Origin of the sequence: Leisingera sp. NJS204 (assembly GCF_004123675.1) — a bacterium.
Classification (GTDB): domain Bacteria; phylum Pseudomonadota; class Alphaproteobacteria; order Rhodobacterales; family Rhodobacteraceae; genus Leisingera.
Genome location: NZ_CP035417.1, coordinates 1,758,846 through 1,782,694 on the forward strand (window position 1 = coordinate 1,758,846; position 23,849 = coordinate 1,782,694).

21 protein-coding genes are annotated in these 23,849 nt (G+C 61.4%); 12 read left to right on the top strand and 9 right to left on the bottom strand.

Annotation, left to right across the window (positions count from 1 at the left end):
• The first annotated feature begins 10 nt into the window (after positions 1 to 10).
• Positions 11 to 1,315, top strand: coding sequence for an NAD-dependent dihydropyrimidine dehydrogenase subunit PreA (preA, locus tag ETW24_RS08685; protein WP_129370662.1), 1,305 nt, complete (start codon positions 11 to 13; stop codon positions 1,313 to 1,315).
• 186 nt (positions 1,316 to 1,501) lie between these two features.
• On the opposite strand, the gene ETW24_RS08690 is transcribed toward preA, so the two are convergent.
• Positions 1,502 to 2,116, bottom strand: coding sequence for a TetR family transcriptional regulator C-terminal domain-containing protein (locus ETW24_RS08690; RefSeq protein ID WP_129370663.1), 615 nt, complete (start codon positions 2,114 to 2,116; stop codon positions 1,502 to 1,504).
• A gap of 267 nt (positions 2,117 to 2,383) precedes the next feature.
• Between ETW24_RS08690 and ETW24_RS08695 the strand changes: the two genes are divergently transcribed.
• The 8 genes from ETW24_RS08695 to ETW24_RS08725 all read left to right on the top strand — a co-directional run bounded on the left by ETW24_RS08695 (position 2,384) and on the right by ETW24_RS08725 (position 10,374).
• The gene (locus ETW24_RS08695; protein WP_129370664.1) at positions 2,384 to 3,634 is read left to right on the top strand and encodes a Zn-dependent hydrolase; all 1,251 of its coding nucleotides are present in this window, start codon (positions 2,384 to 2,386) and stop codon (positions 3,632 to 3,634) included.
• A 133-nt stretch (positions 3,635 to 3,767) separates the two neighbouring features.
• On the top strand, positions 3,768 to 5,222 hold the full coding sequence (gene hydA / locus ETW24_RS08700; protein WP_129370665.1) for a dihydropyrimidinase: 1,455 nt from the start codon (positions 3,768 to 3,770) through the stop codon (positions 5,220 to 5,222).
• A gap of 61 nt (positions 5,223 to 5,283) precedes the next feature.
• Positions 5,284 to 6,123 (top strand): ABC transporter ATP-binding protein, encoded by an 840-nt coding sequence (locus ETW24_RS08705; protein WP_129370666.1) that lies wholly within the window; start codon positions 5,284 to 5,286, stop codon positions 6,121 to 6,123.
• A 147-nt stretch (positions 6,124 to 6,270) separates the two neighbouring features.
• Complete coding sequence (locus ETW24_RS08710) at positions 6,271 to 7,188, top strand: ABC transporter permease (protein ID WP_129370667.1); 918 nt, start codon at positions 6,271 to 6,273, stop codon at positions 7,186 to 7,188.
• Between the two features lie 85 nt (positions 7,189 to 7,273).
• Positions 7,274 to 8,119 (top strand): ABC transporter permease, encoded by an 846-nt coding sequence (locus ETW24_RS08715; RefSeq protein WP_129370668.1) that lies wholly within the window; start codon positions 7,274 to 7,276, stop codon positions 8,117 to 8,119.
• A 147-nt stretch (positions 8,120 to 8,266) separates the two neighbouring features.
• Entirely contained in the window at positions 8,267 to 9,253 is a 987-nt protein-coding gene (locus ETW24_RS08720) for an ABC transporter substrate-binding protein (protein ID WP_129370669.1), read from the top strand.
• A 162-nt stretch (positions 9,254 to 9,415) separates the two neighbouring features.
• Positions 9,416 to 9,574 carry a hypothetical protein gene (locus ETW24_RS24255; RefSeq protein WP_164982655.1) on the top strand — a complete coding sequence of 53 codons (159 nt, stop codon included), beginning with the start codon at positions 9,416 to 9,418 and terminating at the stop codon, positions 9,572 to 9,574.
• Positions 9,574 to 10,374: a 4Fe-4S binding protein gene (locus ETW24_RS08725; protein ID WP_254695728.1), complete on the top strand. Its 801-nt coding sequence runs from the start codon at positions 9,574 to 9,576 to the stop codon at positions 10,372 to 10,374. Before ETW24_RS24255 ends, ETW24_RS08725 begins: the two co-directional genes overlap by 1 nt.
• A gap of 25 nt (positions 10,375 to 10,399) precedes the next feature.
• Here ETW24_RS08725 and ETW24_RS08730 read toward each other — a convergent pair whose 3' ends face one another.
• The 8 genes from ETW24_RS08730 to acs form a co-directional block, all read right to left on the bottom strand.
• Positions 10,400 to 10,900, bottom strand: coding sequence for a flavin reductase family protein (locus ETW24_RS08730; RefSeq protein WP_129370670.1), 501 nt, complete (start codon positions 10,898 to 10,900; stop codon positions 10,400 to 10,402).
• A 60-nt stretch (positions 10,901 to 10,960) separates the two neighbouring features.
• Positions 10,961 to 12,370, bottom strand: coding sequence for a 3'-5' exonuclease (locus ETW24_RS08735; RefSeq protein WP_129370671.1), 1,410 nt, complete (start codon positions 12,368 to 12,370; stop codon positions 10,961 to 10,963).
• A gap of 3 nt (positions 12,371 to 12,373) precedes the next feature.
• Positions 12,374 to 12,889, bottom strand: a complete 516-nt coding sequence (locus ETW24_RS08740) for a hypothetical protein (protein ID WP_129370672.1) — start codon at positions 12,887 to 12,889, stop codon at positions 12,374 to 12,376.
• Between the two features lie 85 nt (positions 12,890 to 12,974).
• Positions 12,975 to 14,798 (bottom strand): DUF294 nucleotidyltransferase-like domain-containing protein, encoded by a 1,824-nt coding sequence (locus tag ETW24_RS08745; protein ID WP_129370673.1) that lies wholly within the window; start codon positions 14,796 to 14,798, stop codon positions 12,975 to 12,977.
• A 104-nt stretch (positions 14,799 to 14,902) separates the two neighbouring features.
• Positions 14,903 to 16,687, bottom strand: coding sequence for a sodium:solute symporter family protein (locus ETW24_RS08750; protein ID WP_129370674.1), 1,785 nt, complete (start codon positions 16,685 to 16,687; stop codon positions 14,903 to 14,905).
• A gap of 1 nt (position 16,688) precedes the next feature.
• Positions 16,689 to 16,973 (bottom strand): DUF4212 domain-containing protein, encoded by a 285-nt coding sequence (locus ETW24_RS08755; protein ID WP_129370675.1) that lies wholly within the window; start codon positions 16,971 to 16,973, stop codon positions 16,689 to 16,691.
• 193 nt (positions 16,974 to 17,166) lie between these two features.
• Positions 17,167 to 17,850 carry an adenylate kinase gene (locus ETW24_RS08760; RefSeq protein WP_129370676.1) on the bottom strand — a complete coding sequence of 228 codons (684 nt, stop codon included), beginning with the start codon at positions 17,848 to 17,850 and terminating at the stop codon, positions 17,167 to 17,169.
• Between the two features lie 7 nt (positions 17,851 to 17,857).
• Entirely contained in the window at positions 17,858 to 19,819 is a 1,962-nt protein-coding gene (gene acs / locus ETW24_RS08765) for an acetate--CoA ligase (protein ID WP_129370677.1), read from the bottom strand.
• 492 nt (positions 19,820 to 20,311) lie between these two features.
• Between acs and ETW24_RS08770 the strand changes: the two genes are divergently transcribed.
• The 3 genes from ETW24_RS08770 (at position 20,312) to ETW24_RS08780 (ending at position 23,470) form a co-directional block, all read left to right on the top strand.
• Positions 20,312 to 21,328 carry a C4-dicarboxylate TRAP transporter substrate-binding protein gene (locus ETW24_RS08770; RefSeq protein WP_129370678.1) on the top strand — a complete coding sequence of 339 codons (1,017 nt, stop codon included), beginning with the start codon at positions 20,312 to 20,314 and terminating at the stop codon, positions 21,326 to 21,328.
• Positions 21,329 to 21,410: 82 nt separating this feature from the next.
• On the top strand, positions 21,411 to 22,061 hold the full coding sequence (locus tag ETW24_RS08775) for a TRAP transporter small permease subunit (protein WP_129370679.1): 651 nt from the start codon (positions 21,411 to 21,413) through the stop codon (positions 22,059 to 22,061).
• Positions 22,062 to 22,066: 5 nt separating this feature from the next.
• On the top strand, positions 22,067 to 23,470 hold the full coding sequence (locus tag ETW24_RS08780) for a TRAP transporter large permease (protein ID WP_129370680.1): 1,404 nt from the start codon (positions 22,067 to 22,069) through the stop codon (positions 23,468 to 23,470).
• The last annotated feature ends 379 nt before the right edge of the window (positions 23,471 to 23,849 follow it).

Consider the following 23,849-nt stretch of genomic DNA (forward strand, 5'->3'; position numbering starts at 1 on the left):
GAGAGATCAAATGGCTGATCTGACAACAGAATTTCTGGGGATCAAATCCCCGAACCCGTTCTGGCTGGCCTCGGCGCCGCCAACCGACAAAGAATACAACGTCCGCCGCGCTTTTGAGGCCGGCTGGGGCGGTGTGGTCTGGAAGACGCTGGGTGCCGAAGGCCCGCCGGTGGTCAATGTGAACGGCCCGCGTTACGGCGCGATCTGGGGTGCCGACCGGCGGCTGCTGGGGCTGAACAACATTGAGCTGATCACAGACCGCCCCCTGCAGACCAATCTGGAGGAAATCACCCGGGTCAAGAAAGACTATCCGGACCGCGCCATCATCGTCTCGATCATGGTGCCGTGCGAAGAACAGGCCTGGAAAGACATCCTGCCGCAGGTCGAGGCCACCGGCGCGGACGGGATTGAGCTGAACTTCGGCTGCCCGCATGGCATGGCCGAGCGTGGCATGGGCTCTGCTGTGGGGCAGGTGCCGGAATACATCCAGATGGTCACCGAGTGGTGCAAGAAATACTACTCCAAACCGGTGATTGTGAAGCTGACGCCGAATATCGCAGACATCCGCCAGCCGGCGCGGGCGGCACATGCGGGCAAGGCCGATGCGGTCAGCCTGATCAACACCATCAATTCGATCACTTCGGTGGATCTCGACAGCATGGCGCCGGAGCCGACGATTGGCGGCAAGGGCACCCATGGCGGCTATTGCGGCCCGGCGGTGAAACCGATTGCGCTGAATATGGTGGCAGAGATTGCCCGCGATGCGCAAACCCGCAACCTGCCGATTTCGGCGATTGGCGGCGTTACCACTTGGCGCGATGCGGCTGAGTTCATGGCGATGGGGGCCGGCAACGTGCAGGTTTGCACTGCGGCGATGACCTATGGCTTCAATGTGGTCAAGGAAATGATCTCGGGCCTGTCCACCTGGATGGATGAAAAGGGCTACACCTCTACCCAGGACTTCATCGGCATGGCGGTTCCGAATGTGACCGACTGGCAGTATCTGGACCTGAATTTCGTGGCCAAGGCCAAGATCAATCAGGACGATTGCATCAGTTGCGGCCGCTGTTTTGCAGCCTGCGAGGACACTTCGCATCAGGCGATTGCGATGAGCGAGGACCGGGTGTTCACAGTTAAGGACGACGAATGCGTCGCCTGCAATCTTTGTGTGAATGTCTGCCCGGTCGAGGGCTGTATCACCATGGAAGAAGTGGCCGCGGGCCGGATTGACGAGCGCACCGGCGAGGTTGTCTCGGACGATTACGCCAATTGGACAACACATCCGAACAACCCGGCAGCCACGGCTGCGGAGTAATCCGCCGCCTGAGCTGGCTCCGGGTGTTCTCCCGCCCGTCGTCGGCCTCCTGCCGGAGGCGCTCCTCCCGTTGGGCCCGGCACCGCGCAAGGCGCGGTGCCGGGCCCAACGCCGTTCAGTAAACATCAGCAAGGCTGATGGTTTCTGCGGAGGCGGGAGCGCTTTGTCACGTTTGGCAGTCAAGGGTCAGCTTTGCGGTGTAAGCATCCGCCGGTACAAGGTTTCCAGGTATTGCGGCGCTGCATCGAACGGGTCCTCGTCCCCCATCAATGTGCGCACCTGGGCATCGAAATCCGCGTAATGCTGGGTCAGCGACCAGATCGAAAACAGCAAATGTTTGGGATGCGCGCGATTGATCCGGCCGCCATCCATCCAGCCTTGCAAAAGCTGTGCCTTTTCCTCCACCAGCCCGTTCAGGTCGCTGGCGATCACATCTTGCAGCCGGGGCGCACCCTGTACAATCTCATTGGCATACAGTCGGCTTTCGCGCGGAAAATCCCGGCTCATTTGCAGTTTGCGCTGCACATAGGCGAGGATTTCGTCCAATGGTTCGCCTTCCGGATCCAATGCCCGCAATGGGTCGAGCCAGGTATCCAGCAAGCCTGACATCAGTTCGTTGAAGATCGCTTCCTTGGAGGGGAAGTAGTAAAGCAGGTTCGGCTTTGACAGGCCGGCGGCCTTAGCGATCTGGTCCACTGTGGAGCCGCGGAATCCGTGGCTGGAAAACACGTCCAGCGCAGCCTCCAGGATGGCGGCGCGATTCTTTTTCTGAATTCGGGTTGGCGCGCGGTCTGCAGGCATGTCTGTCCCTGTCTGTTTCTGCCGCCTTCTGCCAGCTGAAGCGCGGAATTTCACCTGTTTCCGGCAAAAGAGCCGATTTTTTCAAGGGCTGTGCGGCAATTTCTTGACTGATAGTGAACCCGTGATAGCGTGAGTTTGACCAGTTGGTCAAATCATTGCCCGGACTCGAGAGAACCGGCGCTCTGACCTGGCCAGCACTCAAAGCCACCTAACGGCGCAAAGCCGATTGAAGCCTGCAAAGACGGGCGCACAGGGAAGGAAGCTGAGATGACGTCGCTTGGACAGAATCTGAAGATCAATGGCGACCGTTTGTGGGACAGCCTGATGGAGATGGCCGAAATCGGCCCGGGCGTCGCGGGCGGCAACAACCGTCAGACGCTGACGGACGAAGATGGCGAGGGCCGCGCGCTGTTTCAGAAATGGTGCGAAGATGCCGGCTGCACCATGGGGCTGGATCAGATGGGCAATATGTTTGCCCGCAGGGAAGGCACCGATCCGGACGCGCTTCCAGTCTATGTGGGCTCGCACCTGGACACCCAGCCGACCGGCGGCAGATATGACGGGGTGCTGGGGGTGCTGGCAGGGCTGGAGCTGATCCGTTCGCTCAACGACATGAACATCAAGACCAAGCATCCGATCGTGGCCACCAATTTCACCAATGAGGAGGGCACGCGCTATGCGCCTGCAATGCTGTCTTCGGGTGTCTTTGCGGGCATCCATACCCAGGACTGGGCTTACGGCCGTGAAGATGCCGAGGGCAAGAAATTCGGGGATGAGCTGAAACGCATCGGCTGGCGCGGCGAGGAAGAAACCGGCGCCCGCAAGATGCACGCCTTCTTTGAGCTGCACATCGAACAGGGGCCGATCCTGGAGGCCGAGGGTAAGGACATCGGTGTGGTGACCCATGGCCAGGGCCTTAGCTGGACCCAGGTGACGGTGACTGGCAAGGATGCGCATACCGGCTCCACCCCGATGCCGATGCGCCGCAACGCGGGGCTGGCAATGGCGCGGATCCTGGAAACCGTGGACGAAATTGCCTGGGGCCACGCGCCGCATGCTGTCGGGGCAGCGGGTCATATCGATGTTTATCCGAACTCGCGCAATGTGATCCCCGGCAAGGTGGTGTTTACCGTCGATTTCCGCAGCCCGGAACTGGACGTGATCACCGATATGGAAAATCAGCTGCACGAAAAGGGCGCCCAGATTGCCGAAGCGATGGGCGTGGAGGTCGAGTTTGAGAAGGTAGGCGGCTTTGATCCCGTTACCTTTGACGAGGGCTGCGTCACTGCTGTGCGCAGTGCGGCAGAGCGGCTGGGCTATTCACATCAGGATCTGATTTCCGGCGCGGGCCATGATGCCTGCTGGATCAACCGGGTTGCACCGACCGCGATGGTGATGTGCCCCTGCGTTGATGGTCTGAGCCACAACGAGGCCGAGGAGATCAGCAAGGACTGGGCGGAGGCCGGCGGCAATGTGCTGTTCCATGCGGTGGTCGAGACGGCGGGGATCGTGGAGTAGGGGGCGCTGCCCCCGCGGCCCGTTGGGCCGCTTCCCCCGGAGTATTTCCGGAAAAGATGAAAAGAGCTGCGCCAGACAGCGGAAGAAATAACGGGAGGCGTGAATAAACGCCCCGATTCAGGGAGTTATAGCCATGAGTAAAGTCATCAAGAACGGCACTATCGTGACCGCCGATCTGACCTATAAGGCGGATGTTCTGGTTGAAAACGGGGTGATCACGCAGATCGGCCCGAACCTGAAAGGCGACGAGAAGCTGGATGCCACCGGCTGTTTTGTGATGCCGGGCGGGATTGATCCGCATACCCACCTGGAGATGCCTTTCATGGGCACCTACAGCACGGATGATTTTGAAAGCGGCACCCGTGCCGGGCTGGCGGGCGGCACCACTATGGTGGTGGATTTTGCGCTGCCCAATCCAGGCGAGAGCCTGCTGGATGCGCTGAAGCGCTGGGACAACAAATCGACCCGCGCCAATTGCGATTACTCATTCCACATGGCGGTGACCTGGTGGGGCGAGCAGGTCTTTGACGACATCAAGACGGTGATCCAGGAGCGCGGCATCAACACCTTTAAGCACTTCATGGCCTATAAGGGCGCGCTGATGGTGAATGATGACGAGCTGTATTCTTCGTTCCAGCGGCTGGCAGAGCTGGGCGGCATTGCTATGGTGCATGCCGAAAACGGCGATGTGGTGGCAGAACTGTCGGCCAAACTGCTGGCAGAAGGCAATACTGGCCCCGAGGCACACGCCTATTCCCGGCCGCCGCAGGTTGAGGGTGAGGCCACCAACCGGGCGATTATGATTGCCGATATGGCAGGCGTGCCGCTCTATGTGGTGCATACTTCTTGCGAGGACAGCCACGAGGCCATCCGCCGCGCCCGGATGCAGGGCAAACGGGTTTGGGGCGAGCCGCTGATCCAGCATCTGACGCTGGATGAAAGCGAGTATTTCAACAAGGATTGGGACCACGCTGCCCGCCGGGTGATGTCGCCGCCGTTCCGCAACAAGCAGCATCAGGACAGCCTGTGGGCCGGCCTGCAGTCGGGTTCTCTGTCAGTTGTGGCCACCGATCACTGCGCCTTTACTACTGAGCAAAAGCGGACAGGTATGGGCGATTTCACCAAGATCCCGAACGGCACCGGCGGGCTGGAGGACCGGATGCCGATGCTGTGGACCCATGGCGTTGAAACCGGGCGGATTACTCCGAATGAATTTGTCGCTGTAACGTCTACAAACATCGCCAAGATATTGAATTGCTATCCGAAAAAGGGTGCGGTTCTGGTTGGTGCCGATGCGGACCTGGTGGTCTGGGATCCGAAGAAGACCAAGACGATCACGGCCGGTACTCAGCAGTCCTCGATTGATTACAACGTGTTTGAAGGACATGAGGTGAAGGGCCTGCCGCGCTTTACCCTGACCCGCGGCCATGTGGCGGTGCATGACGGCGAGATCAAGTGCCAGGAGGGCCACGGCAAGTTCGTCTCGCGGGAGGCGAACACAACGGTCAACAAGGCGCTTAGCACGTGGAAAGAGCTAACAGCGCCGCGCCCGGTGGAACGCACCGGAATCCCGGCAACAGGTGTTTAAATCCAGGAGCGGGCTGCCGGTATCGGCGGCCCGTTTTCCTGTGTGAAATCAAGGCGAAGATATGAATATGGAACCGACCACCCAGGCAATCTTACCCGAGGCCGCCGCTTCCGATCCAGCCCCCGCAGACTGTGTGATCAAGGCCCGGAACCTGGATCTGACGTTTGAGACAAACGACGGTCCAGTGCATGCACTGAAGGACATCAGCCTGGAGATCAACAGGGGCGATTTTGTCTCCTTTATCGGGCCGTCAGGCTGCGGCAAGACGACGTTCTTGCGCTGTATCGCGGCACTGGAGACACCCACCGGCGGCAGCCTGAGCGTTAATGGCATGACACCGGACGAGGCGCGCCGCAACCGCGCCTATGGCTATGTGTTTCAAGCGGCGGGGCTTTACCCGTGGCGGACCATTGCCAAGAACATCAAGCTGCCGCTGGAGATCATGGGGTATTCCAGGGCGGAGCAGGAAAAACGCGTTAATCAGGTGCTGGAACTTGTTGAATTAACAGGGTTTGGCGGTAAGTTTCCCTGGCAGTTGTCGGGCGGGATGCAACAGCGGGCCAGCATAGCGCGGGCGCTGGCGTTCGATGCTGATATCCTCTTGATGGATGAACCGTTCGGGGCGCTGGACGAGATCGTGCGTGACCATCTGAATGAGCAGCTGCTGAAGCTTTGGGCGCGGACCAACAAGACCATCGGTTTTGTCACCCATTCCATCCCTGAAGCGGTGTATCTGTCGACCAAGATCGTGGTGATGTCGCCGCGGCCGGGCCGTATCCATGATGTGATAGATAGCACCCTGCCGAAAGACCGTCCTCTGGATATCCGGGACAGCCCGGAGTTCATCGAAATTGCGCATCGGGTGCGCGAAGGTCTGCGGGCGGGTCATGGCGATGACTGATATCAACCAGCCAAATACGGCGGCACCGGACATGCAGCCCCTGAACACTGCTTGTACACAGGCGGGGGCATCATTTGCGGCATCGGAAAATTCCAATTATCCGGTCAATTTTCTGCGCAGAAAATTGGCGCGGGGCGGGGGCGGGTCATGAAGAGCTTTGTTGCAGTCTTTACTGTGCTCGCTGCCATCATCGCACTCTGGTACGCCGCTTGCGTCCCGATGAACATCAAGGGTGTGCTTGATCAGGCAGAGCGGACAGGGGCAGAGGTCACACCGGCTACTGCCAAAGAGCGCCGGTACATGAGCGAAATCGGGCTGGTGGCGAAAAACACATTTGCTATTGGCGAAACCTGGGTGCAGCAGCGTCCGCGCTTGCCGGCCCCGCATCAGGTGGCGGTCGAGCTGTGGCAGACCACAGTGGAAAAGAAGATCACCTCGAAACGCAGCCTGATCTATCATGCGCAGGTGACGCTGAGCGCCACGCTCTTAGGCTTTGCCATCGGCACCGGGCTGGGCATTCTGCTGGCGGTGGGGATTGTGCATTCCCGTGTTATGGATATGTCGGTGATGCCCTGGGCGATTGTCAGCCAGACCATCCCGATCATCGCGCTGGCACCGATGATCATTGTGGTGCTGTATTCCATCGGAGTGCAGGGGATTATCCCAAAGGCGGTGATCTCGGCCTATCTGAGTTTCTTCCCGGTGGTTGTTGGCATGGTGAAGGGCCTTCGGGCGCCGGATACGATGCAGCTGGACCTTTTGAAAACCTATAACGCCAATACAAATCAGGGGTTCTGGAAGCTGCGGCTGCCGTCCTCGATGCCGTATCTGTTTGCCTCGCTGAAGATCGGCATTGCCGCCTCGCTGGTGGGGGCCATCGTGGGAGAGCTGCCGACCGGCGCGGTTGCGGGGCTTGGCGCGCGGCTGCTGGCCGGCAGCTACTACGGGCAGACCGTGCAGATCTGGTCGGCGCTGTTTGCGGCGGCGATCCTGGCCGCGGCGCTGGTGGCATTGCTCGGGCTGATCGAGCGGCTGGTTCTGAAACGCATGGGGGTAAGCGCATGATCAAGCGATGGACAGAGGGCTCAGCCCTTGCCGCTGCACGGCTCACCCGGGACGTTTCTGGCCAGAAGAACAAGGGGGTGCTGTCATGGTGATGGTTGTTCTAGCCGTGCTAGTCTGGTGTTTGGGGTGGTGGCTGAACAGCCGTCTGGCAAACAGTCCAGCCGCGAAAACCCGCGCAGTGCAGCTGTTGGTGCCCGCGATCTTCGGCACCACTGTTCTGGTGGTCTGGGAGTTGCTGGTGCGCGGGATGGACGTGTCTTTGGTGATCCTGCCGGCTCCCTCCGTAATCGCGGTGCGCTTTGTCTCCAGCATCCCAATTCTGTGGGCGGATTTTGCCCAGACCATCCTGAAGGGCGCGCTTGGCGGCTATGTGATCGGCTGCGGCGCGGCGTTTCTGACTGCGATCCTGGTGGACCGCAGCGACTTTTTGCGCCGGGGTCTGCTGCCGGTGGGGAACTTCATTGCAGCGCTGCCGATTGTCGGCACCGCACCGATCCTGGTGATGTGGTTCGGCTTTGACTGGCACTCCAAGGCTGCTGTAGTGGTGGTCATGGTATTCTTTCCAATGCTGGTGAATACGGTGGCGGGCCTGCGCGAGACCTCAGCGATGCAGCGCGACTTGATGCAGACCTATGCGGCGAGTTACTGGCAGGCGTTTTTCAAGCTGCGCCTGCCGGCGGCGCTGCCCTTTGTGTTCAACGGGCTGAAAATCTCGACCACGCTGGCGCTGATCGGCGCGATTGTGGCGGAGTTCTTTGGCTCGCCTACTGTCGGCATGGGCTTTCGCATCTCTACCAGTGTCGGCCAGCTGGCGCTGGACATGGTCTGGGCCGAGATTGTGGTGGCTGCACTGGCAGGCTCGGCCTTTTACGGTCTGATGGCGCTGATTGAGAAAACACTGACTTTTTGGCACCCGTCGCAGAGGGGCTGAAGATTGGGCCGCCCCGCCAGATGCGGGGCGGTTTTGCGGAAAACTTGCGCGGGGTGCCGTCAACGGCCGGCCTTATAAAGAAAAAACTTTGAACGAATGGTCAAACCCGGGCAAGCTTCAAGTCATAATCAATAGGGAGAACGAGACATGAAACATCTGATGACGGCGGCAGCGCTGGCACTGGGCGCTGCGGGGGCGGCGCAGGCGGCGGATGATGTGACGCTGCAGCTGAAATGGGTAACCCAGGCACAGTTCGCGGGCTATTACGTGGCGCTGGACAAGGGGTTCTATGAGGAAGAGGACCTGAATGTCACCATCCTGCCCGGCGGGCCGGATATTGCCCCGACCCAGGTGATTGCCGGCGGCGGTGCGGATGTGACGGTGGAATGGATGCCCGCGGCGCTGGCAGCACGGGAAAAAGGCCTGCCGCTGGTTAATATTGCGCAGCCCTTCAAATCCTCGGGCATGATGCTGACCTGCTGGAAGGACACCGGCATTGCCGCGCCTGCCGATCTGGCCAACCGCACCCTGGGTGTGTGGTTCTTTGGCAATGAGTTCCCCTTCATGAGCTGGATGAGCCAGTTGGGCATTTCCACCGAGGGTAAGGGCGAGGCTGGTGTTGAAGTTCTGAAGCAGGGCTTCAACGTTGATCCGCTGCTGCAGCGCCAGGCTGATTGCATCTCGACTATGACCTATAATGAATACTGGCAGGTCATTGATGCCGGGGTCGGCGCCGATGAGCTGATCACGTTTAAATACGAAGATCAGGGCGTGGCGACGCTGGAAGACGGCCTGTACGTGCTGGAAGAAAACCTCAGCGATGCGGAGTTCACCGGCAAGATGGAGCGCTTTGTGCGTGCTTCAATGAAGGGCTGGAAATACGCTGAGGAGCATCCGGATGAGGCGGCAGGGATCGTTCTCGACAATGATGCCTCCGGTGCGCAGACCGAAACCCACCAGAAGCGGATGATGGGTGAAATTGCCAAGCTGACCGCTGGCAGCAACGGCGCGCTGGATCCGGCGGATTATGAGCGGACAGTGTCAACGCTGATGGGCGGCGGTTCGGATCCGGTAATCACCAAGACCCCGGAAGGCGCCTGGTCCCATGCCATCACCGATGCGGCGCTGAAATAGGCAGCGCTTAGGCATTGAAGATCCGCCGGGTCCTGGACACCGGCGGGTCTTCCGCTTGATTTCCGCGCAATATTGTTAAAATTTCAACAATTCGGTGGTAATTTAAAATTACTCCCTTGAGGTGTTTGATATTGTGATAGTCTCTCCTTATGGGAGAGATACGTGTTCATATCCCTGATCGGCAAAAGCAATCCGGTTACCCGCCGCAATACTTGTGTCTTTGCCCTCAGCCAGACGACACTGCCTGCCACGCTCGGTACGCAGCGCACGGTCGGGCTGCGTTACTGGATGTCGCCAGCAGAAGCTGCGAGCTGCCGCTGATGAACCTCTGCCAGGCGGCGCACCAGCGCAAGCTGGAGACCGGGCGGGTCCAAATTCTGTTGCTTTACGAAGTAGTACCACTGGGGCTGGAACTGACGGCGCCCCATCAGAGCGACGTGATACCGGTTTCGGTCTGCTGCTTGCAGCAGATCACGCACACTGATTTGCTGCACGCCTTGGCCTGCGGTTTCGATGTCATTCACGTGCAGGCCTGCGCCAGCTCTGCCGGCAGGCTGCATCAGCAGCAGGAGGTTGAGTTGGTGCAGGTGCTGGGCGGGTTAGGCCGGATTTTGCTGTTTGACGGGGCTGAGGCCCTGGCAATGCGGCTGGCGGCAGGCATTTTCCCGTTTCCCTCGGTCGCACCGGACATATTGGCGGTTGGCAGCCGCAGGGACACCGCAAGGGCCAGCGCCGCGGCGCTTCTGCCACCCAGTGCGGACCATGTCGCCTTGCCGGAACAGGCGCCATACGGCTCCGTCAGCTTGGACGAAGACCTGTGCAATCAGTGCAGCAGCTGTGTCTGGGTTTGCCCGTCGGATGCCTTGAGCCTGACGGAAGACGGCGGCGCACTGAGCTTTGTGGAATCCTTGTGTTTTCAATGCGGCTTGTGCATTTCGATCTGTCCGCAGCGGGCGCTCGGCATGGAACCGGGTATGGATTTGTCCGCGTCTGCCGTGCTGCCGCATCTGCTGGCGGGGCAAGATGCAGATGAGGCAGGAACCCCTGGATTGGTGGAGGAGATTGCAGTTCTGGGCAGCGCCAGCGCCGCGGTGCAGGCCTTGGGGCAAGCCCGGGGCTAGGCGGCCTGGCCTGAGACACCGCTGTTCAGCTTTGCTCCAGGAACCCGCCATACTGGCCGCGCTTGAAGATCAGCCCCTTGCCGGGACGGGTGGTGACGCTGGCCGCTTCGCCTATGATGATGGTGTGGTCACCCGCCAGATGGGCGGCAAAGCGGCGGCAATCAAACCGGGCAATCACCCCGTCCAGCGCCGGCGCCCCCTGATCGTTGAGTTGCCATGCTGCAGCGCTGAAATCTTCGCCGCGGGCCGCGAAGTGCTTGGCCAGGCCCAGCTGATCCTCTGCCATCACGTGAATGGCGAAATTCTCAGCCATAACAAATGCATCATGGCGCAGGGACGCTTTGGCCGGGCACCAAAGCAAGAGCGGCGGATCCAGCGACACGGAGGTAAAGCTATTGACCGTAATGGCCAGGGGGCCGCGCGCTGTCATGGTGGTGACAACGGTCACCCCGGTGCCAAAGCAGCCGAGCGCATCGCGGTAGTCCCGGGCGGTCTCGGGCCCGGGGATAAAGCTGGTTTCGGCCATGTCGCGCGCCTTTTATCCGTTCCGGGCAGTGACCTGCCACGCATAGGGGCGATTGTCTACCTAGTTCATGTCTTCAATGAGGCGCCCGTGTTTGCGGGTCTGTTCCAGCACCGCGCCAAAGGTGCTGAGACCGCGGGCCTCCAGCATCGCCAGCATTTTGCTGAACACCTCAGCTGTGGCGCGGGCATCGCCCATGGCGGTATGGCGCAAAGCAGGCGGGATGGTGACGTCCAGCCGTTCGCACAACGCGTCCAGCGTGTGGTTCTGCGAGGCGCCGAACAGCACCGCGCTGAGCAGTACCGTATCCAGTACCGGCTGATCCCAGCTGACGCCGGTGCGTTTGGCATGGCGGTGCAGAAAGGCCATGTCAAAGGGCGCATTGTGGGCCACGATCACGGCGTCCGAGGCAAAGCGGTGAAAGGCACGGGCAGCTTCGGCAATGTCCGGCGCGCCCTGCACCATGGCGTCGCTGACCCCATGCACCTTGGTTGAGGCCGCCGGGATCGGCCGGCCCGGATCGACCAGGGTTTCAAAGGTCTCGCTGCCGATGATGCGGCCGCGCACCATCCGCAGCGCGCCGATCTGCACGATCTCGTCCTTATGCGGCAAGAGACCGGTGGTTTCGGTATCAAACACCACATAGCTGAGGTGGCTGAGTTTGCGGCTGTCCAGCCCGGCGTGATCGGTTTCCAGCAGTGCAAAATCATAGACCAGCGGCCGCGCGTCTTCAGGCGCCAGACCGGCATGGCTGCCCTCGAACAGGATGATATAGCCCGGCGCGCCGCCCAAGGGTTTCAGCCGCAGATCGAACACCTGGGTGCCGCTGGCGCTTTTGACTTCGGCCTTGACCTCCAGCCCGCTGCGCACCAGCCGGCCATAGGCGGCCTCCAGCCCGGTGAGGTTCAGATAATCGGACAGCGGCGCGTTTAGCCGCGGCGGAGCTTCCTGCGCCAGAACCGCGGCGGCCTGACCGTCATAAAGCACGATCTGATGAGCGGGGTTTGCCATGACGGTGGCAATGGGAATGTCGGTCAGCAGCGCCGCAAGGCGGGACTTCTCGGCTTCCAGATGCTCGGTTTCGCGGGCGATGGCCTCAGCCGCGGACAGCGCCGAGTCCCCCAACTGCCCGGCCAGCCCCTCGGCGGCGGCTGCCAGATCGCCCAGGTACCGCGCGCCGCGGGTGTCCAGTTCCTTGGTCACGCCGGCATGGGCGCGGGCGCGCATGCCCGCCGCCAGCCGCTCTATCGGCTTGGCGACATTTTCGTCAAACAACAGCCAGACTGCGGCACTAAGACCAAGGATGGCGAATGTGCTGAGCAGGCCCGAAAAGACAAAGGCATCCGCCAGCAGAGGTTGATCTGCCCGGTTGTAGCCAAGCCACAATGCGCCGCCGGTGACAAAAATGCTGCCAAGCGCCAGCAGGCAGAAGAACAGGAAAATCCGCAAACGCAGGCTGAGGCGTGCCAGCATCTTTTACCCTCCGCAGGCAGTTGCCAGGATCGGGTCATCGCCGCCGCCGCCGACCCAATCCAGGTTTTCAGGAAGACCGCCGGCAAAACCCGCATCACCAGCCGCCAGCGCCCGGCGGCCGCTGCCGCAGTCCAGCCAGACCGGCAATTTGCTGACCGGGGCCCAGCGGCCAAAGAAATACAGTTCACCAAGATAGATCTGCGGATGATCCGCATGGGTTTTCATCGTTGCGGTATCCAATGCGGCAAAGCGGTCGACATAGGGCACGGCATAGGTCCAGGGCCGGTAAAAGCTTTGGTTTTCCACCGTGTCCGCGATGACCAGCCCCTCGGGCAGGGCCGCAGCCGTGCGCGGGTACCAGCCGTATTCCGAGGCAATGGTGGCTGCGATCATTGCCAGCCCTGCCGCCACCGGCGCCAGCCAGCGCGGCAGCCGCCCGCCCAGGAACTTGCCCAGCAGCATCACCACGCCCGCGGCGGCAATACCCGCAAAAATCACCGCAATCAGTTCCAGAAACATATGCTCTCCCAGCGGGCCTCCGGCCCTTTCATCTTTCTCAAAATACTCCCGCCGGAGGCTCCCGCGCTCTCCGCAGGCACAATCGTCAGCTTAGCATGGCTTTGCCGTGGCCTGCCGCCGATTGCATAGTCTTTACCACAACAAAGGCGTCCCGCAGATGACTTCGCTCAAAATCCGACAGATCCGAGGGCGCCAGATAGTTGTCCGGAGCCTGACCGCTGCGGATTTGTGCTGCCTGGTGCTCCAGCCGGGTCTGGGCGATCAGGTCGTAAGCGTCCAGCAGGTCGCGCGCGCCGGAAGGGCTGAGACCCCCTGCGGTCTCTGCCGCCTCCAGCCGGGCGCGGGTGTTGACCGCGTCCAGCCGGCTTTGCAGCGCATAGATCCGGCCCAGATCCACCACCGGCACCACGCCGTTGTGTTTCATGTCCAGGGTGTTTCGGTGCTCGCCCGAGCGGATGGTGGCCAGCCCGCGCAACAGGCCCAAGGGCGGCGTGTGCTTCAGCGAGTTGGCGATCATATGTGCTGTAAAGATCGTATTGCCGCCGGCCGCCTTCAGGGTCTCCTGTTGCAGATCCTCGAACAGCGCAGCCTCGCCGCCGATCGGGCGCAGGTCAAACATCACCGAGGCCAGCATCTGCGCCTCTGGAACCGGCTTGGCGATCCAGCCGCGGAAATAGTCACGCCAGACGCGCATGGGCTGACGCCAGCGCGCATTCGATGCCATCATGTCGCCGGGGCAGTAGACGTAACCGCAGGTGTTCAGCCCATCGCAGACAAACCGGGCCAGCGCTTCGAAATAGGTCTCATCGCCGGGCGCCAGATCGTCGGACAGGATCAGGCAGTTGTCCTGATCCGACACCCCGGTCTGCTCGCGCCGCCCTTGTGAACCGCAGGCCAGCCACAGGTAGGGGACAGGCGGAGGCCCCAGCGTGTCTTCGGCCAGCGCCAGCAGGCGGCGGGTCACGGTGTCGGCGATGTCGGTGATCAGCCGGGTCGCCACCTCATGCCGGTTGCCGCTTGCGACCAGTTGCAGCAGAAGCCGCGGGATTTCAGCGGTGACCTTGGCCATGTCTTCGGCATTTCCGGCACGGGCGATGCTTGAGACCATCTCGCCTGAGCTGACCGCCTGAAACCGGGTGAGGTCGGTCTGGGTGACGATCCCGACCAGCTTTCCGGCCTCAACCACCGGGACATGGCCGATGCCGTGTTCCATCATCATGTGCAGCACATCCGAGCCGATGGCAGAGGGCGCCAGCGTCAGCGGGTCCGGGGTCATCGCGTTACAGACCGGGGTGGAGATGGGTTTGCCCGCGGCAAGGATCTTGCCGGTCAGGTCGCGCGTGGTGAGGATGCCTTGCAGCCTGTCCCCGTCGGTCACGCAGACTGAGGAGATGAAGTGGTCGCGCATCAGCTGTGCCGCACTTTGGCAGGTAATACCGTTGGAGCAGGTGACTGGCGCCCGCGCCATGATTGCCTCGACGCGGGTGGTGGCCAGGTTGCTGGTCTCCTGTGCGCCGGGGCGGCGGCGATCGAAGAATTTGGCGACTTGCGGCTGATCTGCCATCAGGGCGTGGAATTTTGCCTTGGGCAGCAACAGCAGCAGCGTCTCTGTGGTGGCCTGGGCTGAGGTCACCGCCCGGCCGCTGCGGGTCAGCCCGCGCTCGCCGAAGGAATTGCGCGGGCCGAGGATCGAGACGGGAATACCGTTTTCATCCGTCACTTCGACTTCGCCGGTGTGGACCAGGTAAAGGCCTTCCAGCTCTTCGTTCAGCGCATAGACGGGATCGCCTGCGGCGGCCTCGATCTGTTGGAACTTGAAGGCCAGATCCTGCAGCAGCGCGGGCTCCAGGCTATCATAAGGGTGAACCGAAGTCAGAAAGCGGAGCAAGGCGGCGTCAGATAGGGGCATGGGCATACCTGCATGAAATCAGGAAAAAAATGGCCCCGCCAGTAAGAACCGGACGGGACCATGAGGAAAAAGGCGGGCCGCAGGGCAGCCCGCCCAGGGGAGGTTCAGTGGTCCTGCGCAACTCCGGCACCGCGCGGGATGCGGACGCTTTCCACCAGCTCTTCGATCTCGGTGGGGATCGCTGCGGTCGATTTCGACACGATGAAGGCGACTGCAAAGTTCACCATCGCGCCAACCGCACCAAAGGAGGTGGATTTGATGGTGCCCAGCAGCGGGTCTGCGTCGGTGAAGGAGTTGGTGTCCGGGATGAACAGCCAGCCTTTGTGCAGGAAGATGTAGACCAGGGTCACACCCAGACCCGCCAGCATGCCGGCCACGGCGCCCTTGTTGTTCACCTTGGTGAAGATGCCCATCATCAGCGCCGGGAAGATCGAGGCTGCAGCGAGGCCGAACGCCAGCGCCACGGTCTGCGCAGCAAAGCCAGGAGGGTTGAGGCCCAGATAGGTGGCCACCGCGATGGCCACACCCATGGCGATACGGGCCGACAGCAGCTCATTCTTTTCCGAAATCTGCGGGTTGATCGAGCCTTTGATCAGGTCGTGCGATACCGCAGACGAGATTGCCAGCAGCAAGCCCGCCGCGGTCGACAGCGCAGCCGCAAGACCGCCGGCAGCAACCAGACCGATCACCCAGCTGGGCAGGTTGGCGATTTCCGGGTTGGCCAGCACCAGGATGTCGCGGTTGAACTTGGTCAGCTCATTTCCGGCCCAGCCGTTTGCCGCAGCAGTTGCCTGCAGGTCTTCGGATTTGTCGTTGTAGTACTGGATCGCACCGTCGCCGTTCTTGTCTTCCCAGGCCAGCAGGCCGGTTTTCTGCCAGGTCGCCATCCAGTCGTACTGCGGATCGTTTTCGATCTGCTGCACGGTCACAGCACCGCCTTCAATGCCGCCATTGGGCCACATCATCTCGGTGATGTTCAGACGCGCCATGGCGCCAACTGCCGGTGCGGTCAGGTACAGAAGGGCAATGAACACCAGCGCCCAGCCGGCCGACCAGCGGGCATCAGCCACTTTGGGCACGGTGAAGAAGCGCATGATCACGTGGGGCAGGCCCGCGGTGCCGATCATCAGCGACAGGGTGAACAGCACCATGTTGAAAGTGTCGGAATGATGCGCGGTGTACTCATTAAAGCCCAGCTCGCGGACAATGGCGTCCAGCTTGGCCAGCAGCGGTTCACCGGATGCGGCGTGATCGCCGAACAGGCCCAGTGCCGGAACCGGATTGCCGGTCAGCTGCAGCGAGATGAAGATGGCCGGGATAGTATAGGCCATGATCAGCACGCAGTATTGCGCCACCTGGGTGTAGGTCACGCCTTTCATGCCGCCGAACACGGCGTAGGCGAACACAACGCAGGCGCCGATCAGCAGGCCGGTGGTGTTGGAGACCTCCAGGAAGCGGCCAAAGGCGACGCCGACGCCGGTCATCTGGCCGATCACGTAAGTGGTCGAGGCCACAATCAGGCAGATCACTGCCACGATGCGCGCGGTCGGGGAATAAAACCGGTCGCCGATGAACTCGGACACGGTGAACTTGCCGAACTTGCGCAGGTAGGGGGCAAGCAGCAGCGCCAGCAGCACATAGCCGCCGGTCCAGCCCATCAGGAAGGTGGAGTTGTCATAGCCGGTAAAGGCAATGAGGCCCGCCATCGAGATGAACGAGGCTGCCGACATCCAGTCGGCTGCAGTGGCCATGCCGTTGGTTACAGGGTGAACACCCCGGCCGGCGGCATAGAATTCAGATGTGGAACCCGCGCGGGCCCAGATCGCGATGCCGATGTACAGCGCAAAGGACGCGCCCACAAACAGCAGGTTGATGGTAAACTGGTCCATCTTATTCTTCCTCCACGCCGTATTCGCGGTCCAGCTTGTTCATCCGGAACGCGTAGAAAAAGATCAGCCCCAGGAACACCAGGATCGAGCCTTGCTGGGCGAACCAGAAGCCAAGATCGGCGCCGCCGACGCTGATGCCCGACAGGGCAGGGCGCAGCAGAATGCCGAAGCCGAATGAAACAACAGCCCAGATCACCAGGCTGACAAGAATGATGCGCACGTTCGCCGCCCAATAGCCTTTATCGGCCTCGGCGGTTTTTGCCGCATTTGTGGTTTGGTCCGCCATGAGCGGCTCCTCCTTCTTCCTCCTGAGCTGCTTTGCGCACGGGGCGCCGGGCAGACTCTCTCCGTTTGCCTGCCGCCGGGTTCACGGGCGTGCAGGCATAATTCCTCTGGTCCGCCAAGGCGGTGCCTTCGGGTATTCATATGTCCGGGAGACGGGGTCCTGCGGGTTTGGCGCAGGCCCCGTTTCTTGTTTGTTAGGCGGTGGCCTCGGTCACGATGGCCGCCATGTCCCGGGCAATATCCGCGATATCGCCCATGGCATTAGTTGTCTGCAGCACGTCCTTGCCGCCGTAATAGTCAATCAGCGGCGCGGTTTGCGCGTGATAGGCTTCCAGACGGCTGGCAACGGTTTCCGCGTTGTCGTCGGCGCGGCGTTTCATTTCGGTGTTGCCGCATTTGTCGCATTTCCCGGCTTCGGCGGGCTGCTTGAAACTGTCGTGATAGCCCTCGCCGCAGCCGCCGCAGGTGTAGCGGCCCGAGATCCGTGTCACCATGGCGGCGTCATCCACCTCAAGGCTGATCGCGGCGTTGATCTTCTGGCCGGTTTCCGCCAGCAGCTCGTCCAGTGCTGCGGCCTGCACGGTGGTGCGAGGGAAGCCGTCGAGGATCACGCCCTTAGTGCAATCCGGCTCTGCCAGACGGTCGCGCAGGATGTTGATCACGATCTCGTCGCTGACCAGCTGCCCTGCTTCCATCACTGCTTTGGCCGCCAGGCCTGCCGGGGTGCCTGCGGCAACCGCTTCGCGCAGCAGGTCGCCGGTCGACAGCTGCACATAGCCGAATTTTTCTTCCAGCATCCGCGCCTGGGTGCCCTTGCCGGCCCCCGGAGGGCCCAGCAGGATCAGAACGGCGGGACGGGTTAGAACTGCCATATTCATTGCTCAATCACCCCTTGTTCGCACGGTTTTGGATCAGGTCATCGACCACCGACGGATCGGCGAGGGTCGAGGTGTCGCCCAGGCTGCCAAAGTCATTCTCGGCGATCTTGCGCAGGATGCGGCGCATGATCTTGCCGGAACGGGTTTTCGGCAGGCCCGGTGCCCATTGAATGACATCCGGCGAGGCAATCGGGCCAATCTCGGTCCGCACCCAGGTGCGCAGCTCCTTCAGCAGCTCATCCGACGGCTCGCGGTCGTTCATCAGGGTAACATAGCAATAGATGCCCTGGCCCTTGATCTCATGCGGGTAGCCAACCACGGCGGCTTCGGCCACGGCGGCGTGGGCCACCAGTGCGCTTTCGACCTCGGCGGTGCCCATGCGGTGGCCGGAGACGTTGATCACATCGTCAACGCGGCCGGTGATCCAGTAATCGCCATCCTCGTCGCGGCGGCAGCCGTCGCCGGTGAAGTAGTAGCCCTTGTAGTCCGAGAAATATGTCTTCTCGAAGCGTTCATGGTCGCCCCAGACGGTGCGCATCTGGCCCGGCCAGCTGTCCTTGATGCACAGCACGCCCTCGACGCCGTTGCCCTCGATCTCGACGCCCGATTGCGGGTCCAGAACCACCGGCTGGATGCCGAAGAAGGGCTTCATCGCTGCGCCCGGTTTCATCGCATGCGCACCCGGCAGCGGGGTCATCAGGTGGCCGCCGGTCTCGGTCTGCCACCAAGTGTCGACGATCGGGCATTTGCCGCCGCCGACAACCTCGTTGTACCAGTTCCAGGCTTCGGGGTTGATCGGCTCGCCCACGGTGCCAAGGGTGCGAAGGGAGGACAGGTCGCATTTCTCGACCCATTCGTTGCCCTGGCCCATCAGGGCGCGCAGCGCGGTGGGGGCGGTGTAGAACTGGTTCACCTTGTGCTTTTCGCAGACCTGCCAGAAGCGGCTGGCATCGGGGTAGGTCGGCACGCCTTCGAACATCAGGGTGGTGGCGCCATTGGCCAGCGGACCATAGACGATATAGCTGTGGCCGGTCACCCAGCCCACATCCGCGGTGCACCAGTAGACGTCGCCATCGTGGTAATCGAATGTGATCTCATGCGTCATCGCGGCATAGGCCAGATAGCCGCCGGAGGTATGCACAACACCCTTGGGCTGGCCGGTGGAGCCGGAGGTGTAGAGGATGAACAGCGGATCTTCGGCGTTTACTTCGGCCGGGGCGCAGTAGTCATCCGCTTCCAGCGCCATCTCGTTGTAGTCGTAGTCGCGCCCGTCAACCCAGGTGGTCTGGCCGCCGGTGCGCTTGACCACCAGGCATTTCACGCTGTCCTTGGTGTGCAAGAGGGCTGCGTCGGCGTTGGATTTCAGCGCCGTCTTGCGGCCGCCGCGGGGAGCCTCGTCGGCGGTGATCACAACCTTGGCGTCGCAGCCGTTGATCCTGGCCGCCAGCGCGTCGGGGGAGAAGCCGGCAAACACGATCGAATGAATGGCGCCAATGCGGGCGCAGGCCAGCATCGCATAGGCTGCCTCGGGGATCATTGGCAGGTAGATCACCACCCGGTCGCCTTTGCGCACGCCCATCGATTCCAGGATGTTGGCCATCCGGCAGGTGCGGCGGTGCAGTTCCTTATAGGTGATGTGCTGGGCTTCTTCTTCGGGGCTGTCCGGTTCCCAGATGATTGCGGTCTGGTCGCCGCGTGTTTCCAGATGGCGGTCGATACAGTTGGCAGAAACGTTCAGGGTGCCGTCGGCGTACCAGTTGATCGAGACGTTGCCGAAGCTGTAGTTCACATCTTTCACCTGGGTGAAAGGCTTGATCCAGTCGATGCGCTTGCCCTGTTCGCCCCAGAACCCGTCCGGGTCAGTCAGCGAGGCGTCATACATTTCCTGATACTTGGCGGCATTCACATGCGCGCGGGCAACGGTTTCGTCGGACGGCGGATAGACAGCGTCTGCGTGCAACGCGTTCATTCGGTTTCCTCCCAGAAATTTTATTGGCAAGACAAACGACAACGCTGTGCCGTGGCTGTCAAACCGTTTCCTCCTGGGGCTAGATAATACCGCAGATTGAAAATTTGTGAATAAAACACCGATATCAAAGAGTTTATCTGTAAACGAATTTCAGACTTTCAGAGGTGCTTGTAAATGATAGCGCATGCAAACGCATACCACCGCATGTTTTCATAAGCTTTTCTGTAAATTCCACCATTGGCCGTTTACGGCTTCCATCCCCGTTATCGGCCTGGCAGCGGCTTACTGCCGCAGCTTCCGGCGGCCTTGCACCTGCGGCATATTGTGCCGGCATGAGCTGGGAACCACTGTTTCACCGCGCTGCGAGTCGCTGCGTCACCTTTCCCTCCGGGGGGCTTGGCAGAGCGTATCTGTGCCGCTAGCCTGACCGTCAAGCGCACCACTCCGGTCAGATGCCGGATCGAAAAGGGCGCAATTCGGGAGAGTTACATTATGAACAGAATTCTGACCGCCGCTGTGGCGGCAACCGCGGGCATTGCAATGGCAGGCGAGGCCGCCGCGACCGAGTGGAACGTGTCGCTGTGGGGCAAGCGCAGGGCGTTCACCGAGCATGTTGAAAAACTGGCTGAGCTGGTCAGTGAAAAGACCGGCGGCGAATTTACCCTGAACATCAGCTATGGCGGGCTTTCGAAGAACAAGGAGAACCTTGACGGGATCTCTATCGGCGCGTTTGAGATGGCGCAGTTCTGTGCCGGCTACCACCGCGACAAGAACCCGTCGATCACCGTGCTGGAATTGCCGTTTCTGGGCGTGAACACGCTGGACGAAGAAGTGGCTGTGGCCAATGCGGTCTACGCGCACCCGGCGGTGCAGGCGGATCTGGCGCGCTGGAATGCCAAGCTGCTGATGACCTCGCCGATGCCGCAGTACAATATCGTCGGCACAGGTGAGCCGCGTGATGAGCTGGGTGAGTTCAAGGATATGCGCGTGCGCGCCACCGGCGGCATCGGCAAGGCGTTCTCGGCCGTTGGTGCGGTGCCGACCTCGGTGACGGCAACCGAAGCGTATAACGCGATGGAATCCGGCGTTGTGGACACGGTCGCCTTTGCTCAGCACGCGCATCTGGCCTTTGGCACCATCAACCGCGCAGACTGGTGGACCGCAAACCTGAACCCCGGCACCGTGAACTGCCCAGTGGTGGTCAACACCGATGCCTATGACGCCCTCAGCGACGCTGAACGCGAAGCGCTCGACAGCTCGGTCGAGGAGGCGATCGGCCACTATCTGGCCAATTACGGGGCACTGCTGGAGAAATGGGACGGCGTACTGGCCGAGAAAGGCGTCGAGAAAGTCACCATCTCCGACGACCAGCTGGCCGAGTTCCGCAAGGTCGCTGCCGACCCGATCCGCGCCCAGTGGATCGAAGACATGAGCGCGCAGGGCCTTCCGGCGCAGGAACTTTATGACCTGGTGCAAAAGACCCTCAGCGATCACCGTTCGGGCAGCTGATCCTGACGCAACACAAAAGGGGCCGGGCTGCATCAGGTCCGGCCCCTTTTGTCTTTGATTGTACATAGAGACGGGGGCGGGCATGGCAGGCAGCGCAGCAGTGCTGGAGGACGGCAGCTTGATCAGCAGGCTGGACCAGCGGTTAGTGAAAGCGGAGCGCCTGCTGGCGCTTTTGAGCGGCATCGCGGTGTTCTCCCTGATGATCCTGGCGGTGGTCTCGGTTGGCGGACGCAATGCGATGAACGCGCCGCTGCCCGGCTATGTGGACTGGATCGAACAGATCATGCCGTTGATCGCCTTCATGGGCATTGCCTATGTGCAGCGCGACGGCGGCCACATCCGTATGGATATTGTTGTCGGTGCCCTGCGGGGCCGGGCCATGTGGCTGTTTGAGCTGATCTCGGTCCTGCTGATCCTGCTGCTGATCCTGGCGCTGGTCTGGGGCAGCTGGTCGCATTTCCTGCGTTCCTTTGATTTTGCCGCCCCCTGGTGGAGCCGTGACAGCTCTATCGACATCGGCATTCCGATCTGGCCTGCGAAACTGCTGGCGCCGGTGGCCTTTGCAGTTCTGGGGCTGCGGCTGATACTGCAGATCTGGGGCTATGGCCGGGCGCTGGTACTGGGGCTGGAAACGCCTGTGGCGGTGCCGCTGGTGCTCAGCGCAGCGGAACAGGCGGCGGCAGAGGCGGATCAATTGGCAGGCCATGACACCAATGGCAGCGGGCAGGGGTAAGGCAGATGGAACCCATTGAAATCGGCCTGTGGGTCACCGGCGGCCTGCTGGCTATGGTTGTGCTGGGGATGCGGGTGGCCTTTGCCGCCGGTCTTGCGGGCCTTATCGGCCTGATCTGGATCTTCTGGGCCAAATTCGGCTATGACCCGGCGCGGTTTGGCAAGGCTCTGACCGTCTCGGTAAAGATCGCAGGGCAGGTACCGCACTCCAAAGTGTCGTCACAGGCGCTGTCGCTGATCCCCACCTTCATCCTGATCGGCTATCTGGCCTATTATGCTGGCCTGACCCGCGCCTTGTTCGAGGCCGCCAAGCGCTGGATCGCCTGGCTGCCGGGCGGGTTGGCGGTCTCCACCGTGTTTGCCACCGCAGGCTTTGCTGCCGTGTCGGGTGCCAGCGTGGCGACCTCTGCCGTCTTTGCCCGTATCGCCATCCCTGAAATGCTGAAGATCGGCTATAACAAACAATTCGCGGCCGGTGTTGTGGCCGCTGGCGGTACACTGGCCTCGCTGATCCCGCCTTCGGCAATCCTGGTGATTTACGCCATCATTGTCGAACAGGACGTGGGCAAGCTGCTGCTGGCAGGGTTTATTCCCGGCGCCTTCTCGGCGTTGGTTTATGGTCTCCTGATTGTCGGCATCGCAGTGATCTTCAAATCCGTCGGCCCGCCGGTCAGAGGCTTTACATGGGGCCAGCGCTTTGCCGCATTGCCCGGTGCGCTGCCGATCATCTTTGTCGTCGTGATCATCATCTGCTTTGTCTACAACCCCTTTGGCGGCGACGCCTGGGGCACGCCGACCGAGGGCGGCGCGCTGGGGGCCTTTGTGGTGTTCTGCATGGCCGTCCTGAAGGGTATGAAATGGGCCGAGCTGAAGTCGGCACTGCTGGAAACGGCGAAGCTGACGGTGATGATCTTCACCATCATCTGGGGCGTGCTGATCTATGTGCGTTTCCTCGGCTTCGCGGACTTGCCGGGGGCGTTCTCCGACTGGATCACTGCGCTGGAGATGAGCCCGATGGTGATCCTGATCTGCATCCTGCTGGCCTATGCGGTGCTGGGCATGTTCATGGATGCCATCGGGATGCTGCTGCTGACGCTGCCGGTGGTTTATCCTGCCGTGATGGCGCTGAACGGCGGCGAGAGCGTGGCCGCCGCAGACAGCGCCTTTGGCATGAGCGGCACCATGTGCGCGATCTGGTTTGGCATCCTGGTGGTGAAGATGGCCGAATTCTGCCTGATCACCCCGCCGATCGGGCTGAATTGTTTTGTGGTGGCCGGCGTGCGCGATGATCTGAGCGTGCAGGATGTGTTCAAGGGCGTGACCCCGTTTTTCATTGCCGACGCCGTGACAATTGCGCTGCTGGTCGCCTTCCCGGGAATTGTTCTCTACCTGCCGTCCTTGGCGGGATAAGGACGGGCGCTCAGGACACACCGATACAGACCGGCTTGGCAGGCGGCGGCGCAGCGCCTGATTGTGTAGCCGTGCTTTCCCTGTTCCCGGACAGACTTTTTCTACAAGTTCTGTGACAGGTAGGCCAAGCGCGGTCTTGCGGTCTAGAACGGTAATACGGATGTGAATTTTCGCAACCTGCCGCTGAATATCTCTCGCCATGACGGATTGGCCATGACAGATTTACTGAGCCGCCGATGCAGTCGTCCAACCGGCGGGAGACGATCGCCCGGGTCGTTTTCCGGCCCGGCTCCTATCCCCGGCGCGGCCTTCGGCAGTGATATCCGTGCCATCGCCGTCATAGGGCGCGGTCAAGGTATCGCGATGCATGTACCCCCTC

Excerpts from the sequence above, each read along its gene's own strand:
- ETW24_RS08750 (WP_129370674.1), bottom strand. The coding sequence starts at position 16,687 with ATGGACCAGTTTACCATCAACCTGCTGTTTGTGGGCGCGTCCTTTGCG.
- ETW24_RS08745 (WP_129370673.1), bottom strand. The coding sequence starts at position 14,798 with ATGCCCCTATCTGACGCCGCCTTGCTCCGCTTTCTGACTTCGGTTCAC.
- ETW24_RS08710 (WP_129370667.1), top strand. The coding sequence starts at position 6,271 with ATGAAGAGCTTTGTTGCAGTCTTTACTGTGCTCGCTGCCATCATCGCA.
- ETW24_RS08715 (WP_129370668.1), top strand. The coding sequence starts at position 7,274 with ATGGTGATGGTTGTTCTAGCCGTGCTAGTCTGGTGTTTGGGGTGGTGG.
- ETW24_RS08780 (WP_129370680.1), top strand. The coding sequence starts at position 22,067 with ATGGAACCCATTGAAATCGGCCTGTGGGTCACCGGCGGCCTGCTGGCT.
- ETW24_RS08735 (WP_129370671.1), bottom strand. The coding sequence starts at position 12,370 with ATGCTGGCACGCCTCAGCCTGCGTTTGCGGATTTTCCTGTTCTTCTGC.
- ETW24_RS08770 (WP_129370678.1), top strand. The coding sequence starts at position 20,312 with ATGAACAGAATTCTGACCGCCGCTGTGGCGGCAACCGCGGGCATTGCA.
- ETW24_RS08725 (WP_254695728.1), top strand. The coding sequence starts at position 9,574 with ATGAACCTCTGCCAGGCGGCGCACCAGCGCAAGCTGGAGACCGGGCGG.
- hydA (WP_129370665.1), top strand. The coding sequence starts at position 3,768 with ATGAGTAAAGTCATCAAGAACGGCACTATCGTGACCGCCGATCTGACC.
- ETW24_RS08755 (WP_129370675.1), bottom strand. The coding sequence starts at position 16,973 with ATGGCGGACCAAACCACAAATGCGGCAAAAACCGCCGAGGCCGATAAA.
- ETW24_RS08695 (WP_129370664.1), top strand. The coding sequence starts at position 2,384 with ATGACGTCGCTTGGACAGAATCTGAAGATCAATGGCGACCGTTTGTGG.
- ETW24_RS08740 (WP_129370672.1), bottom strand. The coding sequence starts at position 12,889 with ATGTTTCTGGAACTGATTGCGGTGATTTTTGCGGGTATTGCCGCCGCG.
- acs (WP_129370677.1), bottom strand. The coding sequence starts at position 19,819 with ATGAACGCGTTGCACGCAGACGCTGTCTATCCGCCGTCCGACGAAACC.
- preA (WP_129370662.1), top strand. The coding sequence starts at position 11 with ATGGCTGATCTGACAACAGAATTTCTGGGGATCAAATCCCCGAACCCG.
- ETW24_RS08690 (WP_129370663.1), bottom strand. The coding sequence starts at position 2,116 with ATGCCTGCAGACCGCGCGCCAACCCGAATTCAGAAAAAGAATCGCGCC.
- ETW24_RS08705 (WP_129370666.1), top strand. The coding sequence starts at position 5,284 with ATGAATATGGAACCGACCACCCAGGCAATCTTACCCGAGGCCGCCGCT.
- ETW24_RS08730 (WP_129370670.1), bottom strand. The coding sequence starts at position 10,900 with ATGGCCGAAACCAGCTTTATCCCCGGGCCCGAGACCGCCCGGGACTAC.
- ETW24_RS08720 (WP_129370669.1), top strand. The coding sequence starts at position 8,267 with ATGAAACATCTGATGACGGCGGCAGCGCTGGCACTGGGCGCTGCGGGG.
- ETW24_RS08775 (WP_129370679.1), top strand. The coding sequence starts at position 21,411 with ATGGCAGGCAGCGCAGCAGTGCTGGAGGACGGCAGCTTGATCAGCAGG.
- ETW24_RS08760 (WP_129370676.1), bottom strand. The coding sequence starts at position 17,850 with ATGAATATGGCAGTTCTAACCCGTCCCGCCGTTCTGATCCTGCTGGGC.